General features: G+C 46.0%; 14 protein-coding genes. 4 read left to right on the forward strand and 10 right to left on the reverse strand.

Annotated features, from left to right (window positions below):
• Nucleotide 1: 1 nt before the first annotated feature.
• Genes BLU98_RS15140 through BLU98_RS15150 form a run of 3 tightly spaced genes read right to left on the reverse strand, consistent with a single transcriptional unit; the run spans nt 2 to nt 2,028 of the window.
• Nucleotides 2-865: a phosphatidate cytidylyltransferase gene (locus BLU98_RS15140; RefSeq protein ID WP_092726322.1), complete on the reverse strand. Its 864-nt coding sequence runs from the start codon at nt 863-865 to the stop codon at nt 2-4.
• Nucleotides 866-886: 21 nt separating this feature from the next.
• Nucleotides 887-1,093 (reverse strand): putative signal transducing protein, encoded by a 207-nt coding sequence (locus BLU98_RS15145; RefSeq protein WP_037326035.1) that lies wholly within the window; start codon nt 1,091-1,093, stop codon nt 887-889.
• Nucleotides 1,090-2,028, reverse strand: coding sequence for a CPBP family intramembrane glutamic endopeptidase (locus BLU98_RS15150; protein WP_092726324.1), 939 nt, complete (start codon nt 2,026-2,028; stop codon nt 1,090-1,092). Before BLU98_RS15150 ends, BLU98_RS15145 begins: the two co-directional genes overlap by 4 nt.
• A gap of 38 nt (nt 2,029-2,066) precedes the next feature.
• Here BLU98_RS15150 and dusB point away from each other — a divergent pair, with 38 nt between their 5' ends.
• Entirely contained in the window at nt 2,067-3,104 is a 1,038-nt protein-coding gene (dusB, locus tag BLU98_RS15155) for a tRNA dihydrouridine synthase DusB (RefSeq protein ID WP_092726326.1), read from the forward strand.
• Nucleotides 3,105-3,106: 2 nt separating this feature from the next.
• On the opposite strand, the gene BLU98_RS15160 is transcribed toward dusB, so the two are convergent.
• Together BLU98_RS15160 and BLU98_RS15165 are read right to left on the reverse strand one after the other, a co-directional pair.
• Nucleotides 3,107-3,757 carry a glutathione peroxidase gene (locus BLU98_RS15160; protein ID WP_257575030.1) on the reverse strand — a complete coding sequence of 217 codons (651 nt, stop codon included), beginning with the start codon at nt 3,755-3,757 and terminating at the stop codon, nt 3,107-3,109.
• A 4-nt stretch (nt 3,758-3,761) separates the two neighbouring features.
• Nucleotides 3,762-5,144: an aldehyde dehydrogenase gene (locus BLU98_RS15165; RefSeq protein ID WP_092726328.1), complete on the reverse strand. Its 1,383-nt coding sequence runs from the start codon at nt 5,142-5,144 to the stop codon at nt 3,762-3,764.
• Between the two features lie 113 nt (nt 5,145-5,257).
• Between BLU98_RS15165 and BLU98_RS15170 the strand changes: the two genes are divergently transcribed.
• On the forward strand, nt 5,258-5,761 hold the full coding sequence (locus BLU98_RS15170) for a DUF4337 domain-containing protein (protein ID WP_092726330.1): 504 nt from the start codon (nt 5,258-5,260) through the stop codon (nt 5,759-5,761).
• Here the strand turns inward: BLU98_RS15170 and BLU98_RS15175 are convergent.
• Nucleotides 5,758-6,306: a DUF421 domain-containing protein gene (locus tag BLU98_RS15175; protein WP_092726333.1), complete on the reverse strand. Its 549-nt coding sequence runs from the start codon at nt 6,304-6,306 to the stop codon at nt 5,758-5,760. The two genes, BLU98_RS15170 and BLU98_RS15175, sit on opposite strands and share 4 nt — an antisense overlap.
• A gap of 119 nt (nt 6,307-6,425) precedes the next feature.
• Here BLU98_RS15175 and BLU98_RS15180 point away from each other — a divergent pair, with 119 nt between their 5' ends.
• Together BLU98_RS15180 and BLU98_RS15185 are read left to right on the forward strand one after the other, a co-directional pair.
• Entirely contained in the window at nt 6,426-7,196 is a 771-nt protein-coding gene (locus BLU98_RS15180) for a glycosyltransferase family 2 protein (RefSeq protein WP_092726336.1), read from the forward strand.
• Between the two features lie 178 nt (nt 7,197-7,374).
• Nucleotides 7,375-7,830: a hypothetical protein gene (locus BLU98_RS15185; RefSeq protein WP_092726339.1), complete on the forward strand. Its 456-nt coding sequence runs from the start codon at nt 7,375-7,377 to the stop codon at nt 7,828-7,830.
• Nucleotides 7,831-7,833: 3 nt separating this feature from the next.
• Here BLU98_RS15185 and thrC read toward each other — a convergent pair whose 3' ends face one another.
• The 4 genes from thrC to ilvA form a co-directional block, all read right to left on the reverse strand.
• Nucleotides 7,834-9,132 (reverse strand): threonine synthase, encoded by a 1,299-nt coding sequence (gene thrC, locus BLU98_RS15190; RefSeq protein ID WP_092726342.1) that lies wholly within the window; start codon nt 9,130-9,132, stop codon nt 7,834-7,836.
• A 5-nt stretch (nt 9,133-9,137) separates the two neighbouring features.
• Complete coding sequence (locus tag BLU98_RS15195; protein ID WP_092726393.1) at nt 9,138-10,064, reverse strand: homoserine kinase; 927 nt, start codon at nt 10,062-10,064, stop codon at nt 9,138-9,140.
• A 17-nt stretch (nt 10,065-10,081) separates the two neighbouring features.
• Nucleotides 10,082-12,529 carry a bifunctional aspartate kinase/homoserine dehydrogenase I gene (gene thrA, locus BLU98_RS15200; protein ID WP_092726346.1) on the reverse strand — a complete coding sequence of 816 codons (2,448 nt, stop codon included), beginning with the start codon at nt 12,527-12,529 and terminating at the stop codon, nt 10,082-10,084.
• 244 nt (nt 12,530-12,773) lie between these two features.
• The gene (ilvA, locus tag BLU98_RS15205; protein ID WP_092726348.1) at nt 12,774-14,024 is read right to left on the reverse strand and encodes a threonine ammonia-lyase; all 1,251 of its coding nucleotides are present in this window, start codon (nt 14,022-14,024) and stop codon (nt 12,774-12,776) included.
• Between the last annotated feature and the right edge of the window lie 14 nt (nt 14,025-14,038).

A 14,038-nucleotide genomic window follows, 5' to 3' on the forward strand; every position in this document is an offset into this window, starting at 1 on the left:
GTTAAAGAATCAGTTTCACCACCAGCCAAACGAAAGGCGTAGCCAGCAGCAATGAATCGAACCTGTCGAGAAAGCCGCCGTGTCCGGGCATAATACTGCCACTATCTTTAACACCGGCCAGCCTTTTCAGTTTACTTTCCAGCAAATCTCCTGCCGTACCTGTAACGGCTGCCACTGCCGATATCCATAGAAGCGGTTTCCAATCGAGTCCGCAGGTATAATGTCCCAGGCAGGCAATGGCCACAACGGCCAGCAACGCTCCTCCCAAGGTTCCTTCCCAGGTTTTTTTGGGTGAAATGGAAGAAAAAGGGGTTCTTCCAATGAAAGAGCCCACGATATACGCCATGGTATCATTAACCCAGATGGAAGTGATGATCACCACCGGCAGGAGCCATCCGTGGGAGCCCAGTACATCGTAAGCTATCAACCCGCGCAATTGAATCATCAACGCCCAGCTCAGCGATATATAAATCAATCCCGCCAGCGAATACGCTATCAATTTGGGATTCAGTTGCTTCTTAAATACGATCTCTGCCGCCAGGAAAACAGTACTCGCTACGAGGAAAATCGCACGACCCCATTCGTGTATCACTTTGCCGCCGGTATTGAATATATCATCCGCCATCCACAACATCAATGACCAGCCAATGATCATGATACTGTATTTGTGTAAAGGCGTGATGCTCCCGTAAACCGGGTCGATCTGTGCCACCAATCGCTGGTATTCTGTCCAGCAACCGAAATGGATCACACTGAAAAGCAACAGGAAACTCCATTGATTCCACAAGAGACCCGCCAGCATGATCACTACAAATACCACTGCTGTCAGTGCACGGGTTTTAAAGGTTTCTATATTCAAAGCCATCGCAATCCTGTCTTAATGATATTAATTCAACATGCTTTTTTCAAGTAATTTTTTGGCCGTTTCTACCAAATGTTCCGGAACATATATTTCAATATACCCGAACATGGGATAACTGCTATCCTGCTTATTCAGCAATTGAACCGGCACTTCGTTCTCTTCCAGCACACCTTGTATAATACTCGCCTCGGCATAACTGGTGCGCGTTAATATTTTCTTCCAGGCTTTCATTGTTCTATACTATTTTCATCAGTTGCAACCAGTGATTGTGTAGCCAATACTTTTCGGGTTTCTTTTTTGAAAAGCCTGAACAGTAAGAGCAATCCGGCTATTCCGAATAATCCTATCCACCAAATCGGCATATTCTCATCCATCGCTTTTTCGATAGATTGCCCGTGCTTTATATCCTGGTATATGCCCGTTACGATCAGTGCATTATTCAGAAAATGCAATAAAATATTGAGCCAGATATTTTTACCATAATAAAAAATAAAACCCAGCACCATACCTAATGCAAGCCTGGGTAAAAATCCGAAATAAGAAATATGGATCACACTGAAGACAATGCTGGTGATGATGATCCCGATCCATGCGTTTTTTGTCCAGCCAATAAATAATTGCTGAAATGTTGCTCGGAACAACACTTCTTCGAATATGGCAGGTGCAGTAGCCACGACCAACAACACCAGCAGGTATTCTTTAAAATTTTTCATCATGGCCATAGACATCATGGTGCTTCTGTAAGCATCTTCCATAGCCCTGGCTTTGGCCATCCATGTTGCAGGTAGTGGAATACGCTGGTTCAGGTCTCCCAAAGCGCCACTCGTGATCATGGCTGCCAGTGTAAGTACCACTACTATTCCTATTTGTTTGCCGTTCATTAGCCGGTTGAACCCAAGGTAATCCAGCGGTTTGCGGCTGAGGATCCTTGCAAAAAGGAACGCCGGCATAAAAAACATAAAAAAAGTAGCCAATGTATTCAGCCATCGCGCCAGGTTCGCATTTTCTGATTTATTCAGTAATTCCGGCACCAGGGTCATGGAGACATTCAGGTTCGTACTGGCCAGCATGATGATTAAAAAAGAACCAATAACCGTGAATACCCCAATAAGGGCCAGTAAAATGACAAACTGTCGGCGGTAACTGATCGTTGGCTCTTGGTTCATGCGGTTGGGAATAAGAACGTAAATTTGCGGGCTAAGATATGGTTAAGATAGATAAAATAGTGCTGCCCGAGTTTCCGCTCCTCCTGGCGCCCATGGAAGATGTCAGCGATCCGCCGTTCAGGGCGGTGTGCAAAGACAATGGGGCCGACCTGATGTACACCGAATTCATCAGCAGTGAGGGGTTGATCCGTGATGCCATCAAGAGCCGGCAGAAGCTCGATATATTCGATTATGAGCGCCCCATCGGCATACAGATATTCGGCGGCGATGAAGAGAGCCTGGCACTGGCCGCCAAAATTGTGGATGTAACCAACCCCGATATGCTGGATATCAATTTCGGCTGCCCAGTAAAAAAAGTGGCCGGTAAAGGCGCAGGCGCCGGTGTGCTGAAAGATATCGACCTCATGGTTCGCCTCACCGATGCAGTGGTGAAAGCTACCCGTTTGCCCGTTACTGTTAAAACCCGGTTGGGATGGGATGAAAATTCCAAAAACATCGAAGAAGTAGCCGAACGATTGCAGGATGTGGGCATTAAAGCCCTCAGCATCCACGGCCGCACCCGCTCGCAGATGTATAAAGGCGAGGCCGACTGGACCCTGATCGCCAACGTAAAAAACAATCCGCGTATCCATATGCCTATTTTCGGAAACGGAGATATCGACAGTCCGCAAAAAGCGCTGGAATATAAAAACCGTTACGGGGTAGATGGTATTATGATCGGAAGGGCGGCGATCGGTTATCCCTGGATCTTCCGCGAGATCAAACATTATGTGAAAACAGGTGAGTTGATGGACCCGCCTACCGTTGATGAGCGCGTGGAAGTATGCCGCAAGCACTTGCGCAAATCGCTGGAGTGGAAAGGACCCATCGTTGGCATCAACGAAATGCGCCGCCACTATGCCAATTACTTAAAGGGCTTACCAGGCATCAAAGAATACCGCAACCGGCTGGTAGTATTGAAAACAATGGAAGAAGTAGAAGCTGTATTAGATGAAGTGCAGGAAAACTATGCAGGATATGTGATAGAACGCAATCCCATCGTGCTGGAAAATTATCACCAGCATTGTCCGCTCTGATCTTATTTCAGCACCGTCAATACTTCTTTACTGAGCGGTGAAACCGTATTGGGGAAAAATGCCAACAATGTCCCGTTTTCATCTATTATGTATTTGCAGAAATTCCACACAGGCGCCTGGTTGCACCAGCCATTCCTGGTTGAATCAGATAACCAGTTGAACACCTCGTTTTGTTCACTGCCTTTTATCACCATACTTTTCTTCATCAGCGGAAAACTGACGCCATAGTTGATCTTACAGAATGCCGCAATGGCTGCATCGTCTTTCGTTTCCTGGTGTTTGAAATCATTGGCCGGAAAACCCAGCACCACCAGTTGTTCGCCATATTGCCTGTGCAGGTTTTCCAGCTCTTCGTACTGACCGGTATAGCCGCAATCGCTGGCTGTGTTCACCAGTAATACCTTTTTTCCTTTGAACGAATCGAATGTTATCAGGGACCCGTTATTCGCAACCATCTGCAGTGAATAAAATGAAACCGGTGGTTGTACCCCTGCTCGGTTACGAAGTATCTGACCTTTGCCCATCAATTTGCCCCTTAGCATGATCAAAGGATAAAAGGTCTTCATAACAGACTGTCGCCAGCTCATGTCTTTTCTTTTGATCAGCAGCAATACCACAGCCAGTATGACCAGTATGATGATCAGCTTTTTCATACAACTATCCCGTTATCCATTTAAACAATTTGAGCTTCCCCTTGAATGGAGGGTATTTAACGGCAGGATCGAACCAGGTAGGTGTTTTCATTACAGCTTTGCGATGGCTGAATGTTTCAAACGAATATTTGCCGTGGTAAGCGCCTGTTCCGCTAAACCCTCTTCCGCCAAAAGGCAAATGGTGGTTGGTCAGGTGCCAGCTGGCATTGTTAATGCAAACACCGCCTGCAGGTATTTCCTGTACCCATTGCTTTTCTTTATCGGGATTGGAAGCGAAGATGTAGAAAGCCAGTGGGTTGGGATTTTTTTTGATGATGGCTTTGGCTTCTTCCATAGTATCGAAACCAATAACAGGCAATACCGGCCCGAATATTTCTTCCTGCATCACAGGAGCATCCATCGCTACATGATCCAGTATAGTGGGTTCTATAAAAAGTGAAGTTTCATCCGTTCTTCCTCCATGCACAACCGTACCCTGTTTCAGATATGCAATAATTCGATGGAATTGTTTTTGATTGATGATCTTTCCATAATGATAACAGGTTTCCGGGCTTTCGGTAAAGAATCGCCCGATGGTTTGTTTCATCGCTTCCAGTAATTGATCCTTCACTGCATGATGCACCAGCAGATAATCGGGCGCTACACACATCTGTCCTGCGTTGGAAAATTTGGTCATCACAATACGCTTCGCGGTAACAGCAATTTTGGCATCTGCTTCCACTACACAGGGACTTTTCCCCCCCAATTCCAGTGTCACCGGCACGAGTTGCGTAGCGGCCAGTTTATACAGGATGCGACCCACTGCAGTGCTTCCCGTATAAAAAATATGATCAAACCGGAATTCATTCATCATAACCGGAATAACTGTGGCGCCATCACCTGTTGTATACCCTATGTATTCCGGAGGAAATGTATGGGTGATGATCTCCTGCATCACTGCCGATGTGGCCGGCGCAAATTCACTGGGTTTCAACATCACACAATTACCAGCTGCTATAGCTCCTATAAGGGGAGTAAATAAAAGTTGCAGGGGATAATTCCAGGGGCCTACGATCAACACCACACCCAGCGGTTCATACACGAGCTGACTACTACTGGGAAAATTGAGCAGGTTAGTGCGTTTGGCCTCTGCTTGCATCCAGGATCGCAGGTGGTGGATGGCATTTTTCAATTCACTCAATACAAAACCAATTTCAGTAATCCAGCATTCTTCCGGACTCTTCTTCAGATCGGTATACAAAGCCGCATATAGTTCCTGCTCCCTGTTTTCAATTGCTTTTTTTAAGGCTAACAATTGCCTGCGCCGGAAATCATAAGTCTTTGTAATACCGGTATCGAAATGCCGGCGCATCTGCTGTAGTATAGATAGCATATCATTAGACATCATGCGGCCTGGCTGATTATACTACAAGGTAACATTTCTTTGACAGGCTTAAAAACTCCTCAAAACGTTTTTTCTATTATGAAATCCATTTATCTTAACACATCCAATCAATCGCTATGGAAGAAATAGAAGTACCCACTGAACACCTGCACGAAACCATACACGAAAAAGTAGGCGAAGCCGGCTGGTTCCGTTATGTAGCCATTTCAACCGCACTGATGGCCGTATTTGCAGCCTTTTCCAGTCTCATGGCCGGGCATCATTCCAATGAAGCCCTGATCGACCAGATTAAAGCATCCGATCAATGGTCTTATTTCCAGGCTAAGGGCATCAAAGGAGAGATTAAAAAACTACAGGCCAATAACGGAATGGCGGATGCATCTGCCGTCGGTAAATATGCACAGGAACAGGAAGAGATCAAAAAAAGTGCAGAAGAAGCGGAACACAGTTCTGTTAGTCACCTCGAAAAACATGTTACGCTTGCCCGTTCGGTTACTTTGTTTCAGATCGCCATTGCCATATCGGCCATTGCCATTCTGATGAAAAGAAAATCGCTCTGGCTATCCAGTCTCGTCATAAGCCTGGTTGGATTGGTATTTTTTATCATGGGGCTCCTTTAATTTTTGATCACCCTTCCTTTCAATTTGTGCCGCCTGGGATGCGCTAACATGCTGCGTTTCTTGAAATCGTCGCTGATCACGCTGATGTTACCATCTACTTCCAGCATCGCGAGGTCTACATGTGCAATATCCTTGGCTCCATGTTCTCTTACAGCAGCTTCCAGTTCTGCCATAGTAATTTCTGCTTTTTTGCAATTTTCTTCATTGACATCTCCTTTATAGATCAACGGCATCGCTTCACCCTGTAACAGGCTGCTGAGTTTCTTGCTTTTATACAGGATCCGCTTCAGGGTATAGTTCACTGCAAACAAAGAACCTGCGGCTACCAATCCCCCGTCGAGTGAAGTATCCGGCCCAACCATAGCATTTTGCACCGCGTTGCTGATGAGCAATATGAACACCAGGTCAATCACCGACAACTGGGCCAGTTCTTTTTTCCCGAATATCCTTATGGCGATAATCATGAATATATATACCGCTATTGCCCTTACCACTACTTCCAGGTAAGCGTTGTGCAGAAAGGAAAGATCGATCTGTAGTATCATACGATAAAAGATATGGGCACAAATTAAGAAAGCTGCGGCAAAATAACCCAAACATAACCTGCAGCTAACAATGAAATCACAATCAATGTGAAATTTTATATCCTTCCCAAATTTTAACTATGAAACAGCCTGCACTTCCTAAAGTATCGGTACTGATCCCCGCCTATAATGAGGAAAAATACATTTGTTATGTACTCGCCGCATTGCTGAAGCAGGACTATCCCAATATAGAGATCATTGTTGCCAATAATGCGTCTACCGATCGTACGGCGGTAATGGTAGAAACATTCATCGCAACACACGCCGGTTCGCCCGTATCTATCCAGCTCGTACACGAGATGAAGCAGGGCACTAATCATGCGCGTGAATGCGCACGCCTGCATGCCACCGGTTCCATCATTGCTCAAATAGATGCCGATTGCGTTCCGGGTCCCAACTGGATCAGCAAAGGACTGCGTTACCTGATCAGGAGCAAGCGGGTAGCCGTTACCGGTCCGTATGATTATTTCGATGGTAATTTCTTCATGCGTTATGCCACCATCATCACGCAGTGCCTTACCTATCCCATGACCAATGAAGTGGTACAGGTAGCGCAGCGGGGCGCCATATTGATTGGCGGCAATGCTTTCATCAGGGCCAGTGCGTTGAGAATGGCCGGTGGTTACAATACCGAACTTACTTTTTATGGAGATGATGTAGACCTGGGTGCACGTCTCAGCCGACTGGGTCATGTAATGTATGCACCCCAACTCATGATGCGCACTTCTTCACGCCGGTACCATGCGCTGGGTTTCTGGCAGGTGAATAAAAAATACCAGGATTGTTTCTGGAAACTGGTATTCAGGCAAAATCACCTGAATGAGACGGTGGAAATAAACCACCCCAGGTAGGTACTTTTTAAACTTTTATCCGTTTTCCCCCTCCAACCAGCGTTCTTATGAAGCAACGCTTGGTCTGTGATTTGTGTCATCTCTGAAAAGCGCAGAGCCAAATCACTTTAATTTACGTATTTTTACAATATATTATATTTGGGAACTGCCTGCCCGTTTATTTTAAAATCAATATCTGATGAGAAGAACACTGTTTCGGTTTGGATTACTATTCCCTGTTTTCTATTCGCTCGGTTGTGGTACAAGCAGACCTACTGCACACATCATCGTGAATAATGAGAACGCTTACCAGCAGCCGGTCTACCTGACCGTGCAGATGTCTGGCAAAGCAGAACATTCAAAAGAGGTCCTGGCCAACGCTACCGTTCAGCCCGGACTGCAATTCATTCCGGGAAAAAAGTACAAAAAAGGCACTTACGAGCTGAATATTGATGCGCACGATGGTACATTGAATGTCAAGCATCCCCTTACCCTGGATACGGACCGTTGGATTATCATCAACTACTTGCTGAGCGACTCTTCCAGTATCGTAAAAACTTATGGATACCTGGATACCACCAGCTTTAAAAAGGTGAAGGGCCGTTACGTTAACCTGGATGTTTATATTGATAACAGAAGACCTCCGAACCTGTAAAAATTATCGCTGCAACAACCATTCTTTCAGTCCGCTGAAGGAAGGTTCCATTACAATACGCTGTTTTTTCCGGCTGAACAAATATTGCGCTTCCGGGGGAACCGTTACCTCTTTACCGGTAGCTGCCGACACGGTTTCGGGAAACTTCACCGGATGGGCTGTTTCCAGTATCATTCCTTTCATTCCCGGGTGTGTATACAGGTAATCTGCCAGTGCATGATAAGCAACCGCACCATGCGGGTCCAATACATAGTGATAGCGATTGAACACCCCAGCGATCGTTTGTTCTGTGACTGCATCGCTGACCGTATAACCCGAGAGATGCTTACTAATATCTGTATGATCGTTGTGAAACAATTCCATCACCCTGATGAAATTACTCGGACTGCCCACATCCATCGCATTGGAAACAGTAGCCACTGCTTTTTTAGGTTGATACGAACCTGTGCGCAGGTACTCGGGCACGGCATCGTTTACATTGCAGGCCGCAATAAAATGCTTAACCGGTAATCCGCTTGCCTGTGCCAGCAATCCCGCGCAGATGTTACCGAAATTTCCGCTGGGTACCGCAACAACCGGCAGCTCCTGTTGGTTGGGCCATTGTTGATATGCGAAGAAATAATACAATTGTTGAGGTAACCACCTGGCTACATTAATAGAGTTCGCGGAAGTGAGCGAATAATGGGCGTTCAGATCGGCATCCATGAATGCATCTTTCACCATCGCCTGGCAATCGTCGAAACTACCTTTCACTTCCAATGCGGTAATGTTCTGTCCGCAGGTAGTTAGTTGCAATTCCTGCACGGGACTCACTTTTCCCGAAGGATACAAAATGATCACTTCCACGCCTTCCACACCAAGAAAGCCATTGGCTACGGCACCGCCTGTATCGCCTGAAGTGGCTACCAGTACGGTTACTTTTTTATCCTGTCCGCGTGAAAAATAGCCCAGGCACCTGCTCATAAACCTGGCGCCTACATCTTTGAACGCCATGGTAGGCCCGTGAAACAACTCCAGTGAAGAAATATTTTCTGTGATGGGCACCAATGGAAAAGGAAAATCAATGGTCTCTGATACGATCTGGTACAATACTTTTTCCGGTATGGCTGTTCCAACATAAGGAAGCATGATACGGAAAGCCAGTTCTTCTTTTGAAAAATTGGTGATATTGTTGATGATCTCTTTTTCAACTGTTGGTATCCTGCGTGGAAAGTACAAACCTTTATCCGGCGCTTGTCCACGTACGGCAGCCTCTTTGAAATCTACATCGGGCGCTGTTTTATTTAAACTGAAATATTGCATGATGATTAACTGGTAAATTTTACGCCTTCGTTATTGATGGTGGTTACATAAGTGTGATGATCGAGTCCCAACCGTTGATAGGTCTGTTGCATCTGTTGCTCTACCGTGCGGGCGGTGGTTTCATCTTTACTGAGCATGAAAATAGAAGGACCGGATCCTGATATACCTCCTCCCAATGCGCCGGCTTCTTTGCTTTCCTGTTTGATGGTATCGAAACCGGGTATCAGTATGCTGCGTACCGGTTCTATCAACACATCTTCCAGCGAACGGCCAATCAGGTCATAATCGCTTTTCAGTAAGCCCGCTACCAGTCCTGCGATATTGCCCCATTGCCGGATGGCATCTTTCAATTGCACTTGCTGTTTCAGAATGCCCCTGGCATCGGCCGTGCGCACTTCTATCTGCGGGTGCACAATGGTTACATACAAGGGCGGCGCCTGAAGCGGTACAATATCAAGCGGATGAATAGAACGGATCAATGTTACTCCACCGTAAATACACGGCGCAATATTATCGGCGTGTTTTACACCCGATGCCACTTTTTCTCCGTTCATTGCAAAACGAACAAGATCTTGTTTGGGGAACCGGTCATTCAGTAAACGGTTGGCCGCTACTACCGCACCCGCGGCGCTGGCGGCACTGGAACCAACGCCACTGCCCGGTTTGATCTGTTTGCATATACCCAATTCAAAACCCAGCGGTTCCTTTATTTCTTCCAGCATAGCCAGCAATGCTGCACCTGCTACATTTTTTTCCGGATCGGTAGGTAAACAATAATCGTCCTTATTAATGATGGTGATTCCCGGACGATCGCTGAACCGAATATCCATCACATCATAAGGTTCATGCACAGCAAAGCCCAGTACATCGAAACCGCAGACCATATTGGCAACTGTAGCCGGTGCGTGAATTGTTATGTGTTGATCATTCATGGTTATAGGTTTAGCATTCATGCTTTGGCAACACGGATGATGTCTGCAAATACACCGGATGCGGTTACTTCTGCGCCGGCGCCGGCGCCTTTGATCACCAGCGGCTGCTCGGGATACCTTTCTGTATAGAACAACACCAGGTTGTCTTTTCCATAGAGATGATAAAAATCAGAATCAGCAGGTATGTGCTGCAAACCTACCGACGCCTTGCCATCCTGGTAACTGGCCACAAACTTGAGTTTGCATTTTTGGGCAGCTGCTTCATCATACAAAGCTTTAAAATGCTTTTCCTGTTTCTCCATTTCTGCATAGAAATCTTCTACGGTGCCATCAAAACAAGATGCGGGCAGGAAACCATTGTTGGTGATGTCTTCCATCTCTATCACCTGTCCCGATTCCCTGGCCAGGATCATGATCTTGCGCATTACATCGGTTCCACCCAGGTCGAGTCTCGGATCGGGCTCTGTATATCCTTCGTCCTGCGCCTGTCTTACTACTTGTGCAAATGGTTTCTTGCCATCGTAATGATTGAAAACAAAATTCAGTGTGCCCGACAATACCGCCTGAATCCTGTTTACCTGGTCGCCACTGCGCAAAAGATCGTTCAGGGTGCCAATTACCGGCAAACCGGCGCCTACATTGGTTTCAAAAAAGAAAGCCACATTGTATTCCCTGGCCAGTGATTTCAATTGCTGATAAGAACTGTATGCAGAAGAGCAGGCGATCTTATTACAAGCCACCACTGAAATACTTTTTTCCAGCAATGATCCGTATACACCAGCCACTTCTGCATTGGCGGTTACATCTACAAACACACTGTTGCGCAGGTTTTTGGCCTTGATACGTGTTACCAGGTCGTGTATATTACCAGGTGTAGCGTCTTGCAGCAGTGCTTTCCAATTCTCCAGGTCGATTCCGTCTTCGTTCAGTAAAACGCGTTTGCTGTTAGCCAATCCCACTACCCTTATTTGCAAGCGCAAGTGTTGTTGCAGGTAACTCATTTGTTTTTTCAACTGATCCAGCAATTTGCTCCCTACATTCCCCGCTCCTGCAATGAAAAGGTTCAGTTGTTTATAGGTAGTTTCAAAAAACTCCTCGTGCAGGATGTTGATGGCTTTTTTAACATCCGAAGCCGCTATCACTGCCGAAATATTTTTTTCCGATGAGCCTTGTGCAATGGCGCGTACGTTGATACCATTCCTGCCCAATGCACCAAACATTTTTCCGCTCACACCAGGGTGACTCTTCATCTTCTCTCCCACCAATGCCAGTATGGCTAATCCCGATTCCACTTTTACCGGATCTACTTTCCCAGTTTTGATCTCGAAATCAAATGCCAGGTCAATCACTTGTTTGGCGCGGGTAGCATCTGCATCATTGATGCCTACGCAGATGGAATGCTCTGAAGAACTTTGGGTAATCAATATCACATTCACACGTTCATTCGCCAGGGCTTCAAACAATCGCTTAGAAAATCCGGGGATACCTACCATTCCACCGCCTTCCAGGCTCAACAGGCTGATGTTGTTGATGCTGGAGATACCCCTGATGAAACTTCCACCGTTAACGGCAGTGGCGTTTTCAATCAATGTACCATAAGCGTCGGGCTCGAATGTGTTCTTTACAAATACAGGTATATTGGCCAACATCACCGGTTGAATGGTTGGCGGATAGATGATCTTGGCGCCAAAATGCGATAACTCCATCGCTTCCTGGTAAGAGATATGCTGGATGGGTTTTGCATTCTGTACCAGCCGCGGATCGGCAGTCATCATACCACTTACATCGGTCCATATTTCCAATACAGAGGCATTTAAAGCCGCTGCAAAAATGGAAGCAGTGTAATCGGAACCGCCCCTGCCCAGGGTAGTGGTTTGCTGCGCTTCATCCGCCGCAATAAAACCAGGCGCTATATAAAGTTGGTATTGATGCTCTTCGAAATAGCATTTCATTTTACTATTCGTAGCTGCAAAATCAACCGCCGCATTTCCAAAATGGGAATTGGTGGTGATAAGTTGCCTCGAATCTACCCACTGGTAATGGGCATTCAACGATTGCAGTTTGGCTGCAATGGTAAGCGAGGATAACAATTCGCCATAAGCAACGATCCTGTCTTTGGTGCGGGGTGATAATTCGCGCAATAAAAAAACCCCATCGCACACACTCTCCAGGTCGTTGAAATGTTGTTTGATGAGGCTCAGCGTAGCGCTTTGTTGCTGGATGGGCAATAGCGATCGCACTGCATCCAGATGTTTTTGCTCCAGCTCTTTCAGGAGGGCTTTATATGCCTCATCGCCTTTTGATGAGAGATCACCTGCTTTTAATAAAGCATCGGTAACACCACCCATGGCCGATACCACCAGTATAACGGGTTCTTTTTTTGCTTCTTGCTGAACTATATCAATGACTTTGTTCATGTTGACCGCACTGGCCACCGAACTTCCGCCAAATTTTAAAACCTTCATGTTGTTTGTGTAATATCCCTGTTGGGATGGATTTGAAAATGGAATACGATGCTTCTGTTTTACAGATACAGCTTTTTGACGGCCCGCAGGTAATATGGAAATGTACAACCCTTTACAGGGTCGTAATAATAGTAATGATAGCAGTCCCAAACAGGAGCCCTGTTTGTGCGGAGAGATGAATATTTGACTGCTTCAGCTTCATTCTATTAAAAGATGTCTAAAGATACTACTATTTTTTAATTATTTATACAAGATAACCAAAAAGATGGTCATTTTTATTCAATTCGGTATAGTTGATGTGATATTGGTCCATTTTCTTCATCAAAACATCATAATCCGAGCGGGACTTCAATTCAACACCTACCAGGGCAGGTCCTGCTTCTTTATTATGCTTTTGCATATATTCAAAACGCGTAATATCATCATGGGGGCCCAATACATGATTTACAAATTCTTTCAGTGCACCCGGTCTTTGAACAAAACTGATGAGGAAATAATGTTTGAGTCCTTCGTATTGCAGCGATCGTTCTTTGATCTCCTGCATACGGTCGATGTCATTGTTGCTGCCACTTACAACGCATACCACTTTTTTCCCTTTGATCTCAGCAGCATAATCATCCAGCGCCGCAATAGACAACGCACCGGCCGGCTCTGCTACGATCGCATCTTCGTTGTATAATTTTAAGATGGTGGAGCAAACTTTTCCTTCCGGCACCAGGTGCATATCATCCAGTACTTCTTTGCAGATACTGAATGTGAGGTCGCCCACTTTTTTTACCGCAGCGCCGTCTACGAAACGTTCAATATCATCCAGCACAACCGGATGTCCGGCTTTCAATGCTTCTTTCATGGAAGGTGCTCCTTCGGGCTCCAGTCCGATGATTTTTGTTTTGGGAGAGAAAGTTTTAAAATAACTGCCCACACCCGCACTGAGTCCGCCGCCACCTACCGGTACAAACAAATAATCCACTGCTGGTAGGTCTTCCAGTATTTCCATACCCACCGTAGCTTGTCCTTCTATGATACGGATATCATCAAAGGGGGGCACAAAGACCATCTGGTGATCTACGGTATATTTCTTTGCAGCCTGTGCGCAATCGTCGAATGTATCGCCTACCAGCTTTACCTGAACAAAACCTTCACCGAACATTTTGGTCTGGTTCACTTTCTGGTTGGGTGTGATGATGGGCATGAACACCACTCCTTTCACATTCAGTTTCTTACAACTGTATGCAAATCCCTGTGCATGATTGCCTGCACTGGCGCATACTACGCCGCGATGCAATTCATCCGCAGAAAGGCTGCTCATCATATTATAAGCTCCACGCAGTTTATATGAACGAACCACCTGAAGGTCTTCCCTTTTCAGATAAACTTCGCAGCTGTATTTGCGCGACAGGTTGTGATTGAAGGTCAGCGGTGTTCTGTTCACCACCGGCTTCAACCGCTCTGCAGCAGCCTGGTAGTTCAGGGTATGTGATGTTATGGTTGACATGTGCTTGTATTAAA

The organism is Hydrobacter penzbergensis, assembly GCF_900106985.1.
GTDB classification, from domain to species: domain Bacteria; phylum Bacteroidota; class Bacteroidia; order Chitinophagales; family Chitinophagaceae; genus Sediminibacterium; species Sediminibacterium magnilacihabitans.

What these genes read in the sequence shown, in the direction of transcription:
- BLU98_RS15140 (WP_092726322.1), bottom strand. Translation starts at nt 865, where the DNA reads ATGGCTTTGAATATAGAAACCTTTAAAACCCGTGCACTGACAGCAGTG.
- BLU98_RS15145 (WP_037326035.1), bottom strand. Translation starts at nt 1,093, where the DNA reads ATGAAAGCCTGGAAGAAAATATTAACGCGCACCAGTTATGCCGAGGCG.
- BLU98_RS15150 (WP_092726324.1), bottom strand. Translation starts at nt 2,028, where the DNA reads ATGAACCAAGAGCCAACGATCAGTTACCGCCGACAGTTTGTCATTTTA.
- dusB (WP_092726326.1), top strand. Translation starts at nt 2,067, where the DNA reads ATGGTTAAGATAGATAAAATAGTGCTGCCCGAGTTTCCGCTCCTCCTG.
- BLU98_RS15160 (WP_257575030.1), bottom strand. Translation starts at nt 3,757, where the DNA reads ATGAAAAAGCTGATCATCATACTGGTCATACTGGCTGTGGTATTGCTG.
- BLU98_RS15165 (WP_092726328.1), bottom strand. Translation starts at nt 5,144, where the DNA reads ATGATGTCTAATGATATGCTATCTATACTACAGCAGATGCGCCGGCAT.
- BLU98_RS15170 (WP_092726330.1), top strand. Translation starts at nt 5,258, where the DNA reads ATGGAAGAAATAGAAGTACCCACTGAACACCTGCACGAAACCATACAC.
- BLU98_RS15175 (WP_092726333.1), bottom strand. Translation starts at nt 6,306, where the DNA reads ATGATACTACAGATCGATCTTTCCTTTCTGCACAACGCTTACCTGGAA.
- BLU98_RS15180 (WP_092726336.1), top strand. Translation starts at nt 6,426, where the DNA reads ATGAAACAGCCTGCACTTCCTAAAGTATCGGTACTGATCCCCGCCTAT.
- BLU98_RS15185 (WP_092726339.1), top strand. Translation starts at nt 7,375, where the DNA reads ATGAGAAGAACACTGTTTCGGTTTGGATTACTATTCCCTGTTTTCTAT.
- thrC (WP_092726342.1), bottom strand. Translation starts at nt 9,132, where the DNA reads ATGCAATATTTCAGTTTAAATAAAACAGCGCCCGATGTAGATTTCAAA.
- BLU98_RS15195 (WP_092726393.1), bottom strand. Translation starts at nt 10,064, where the DNA reads ATGAATGATCAACACATAACAATTCACGCACCGGCTACAGTTGCCAAT.
- thrA (WP_092726346.1), bottom strand. Translation starts at nt 12,529, where the DNA reads ATGAAGGTTTTAAAATTTGGCGGAAGTTCGGTGGCCAGTGCGGTCAAC.
- ilvA (WP_092726348.1), bottom strand. Translation starts at nt 14,024, where the DNA reads ATGTCAACCATAACATCACATACCCTGAACTACCAGGCTGCTGCAGAG.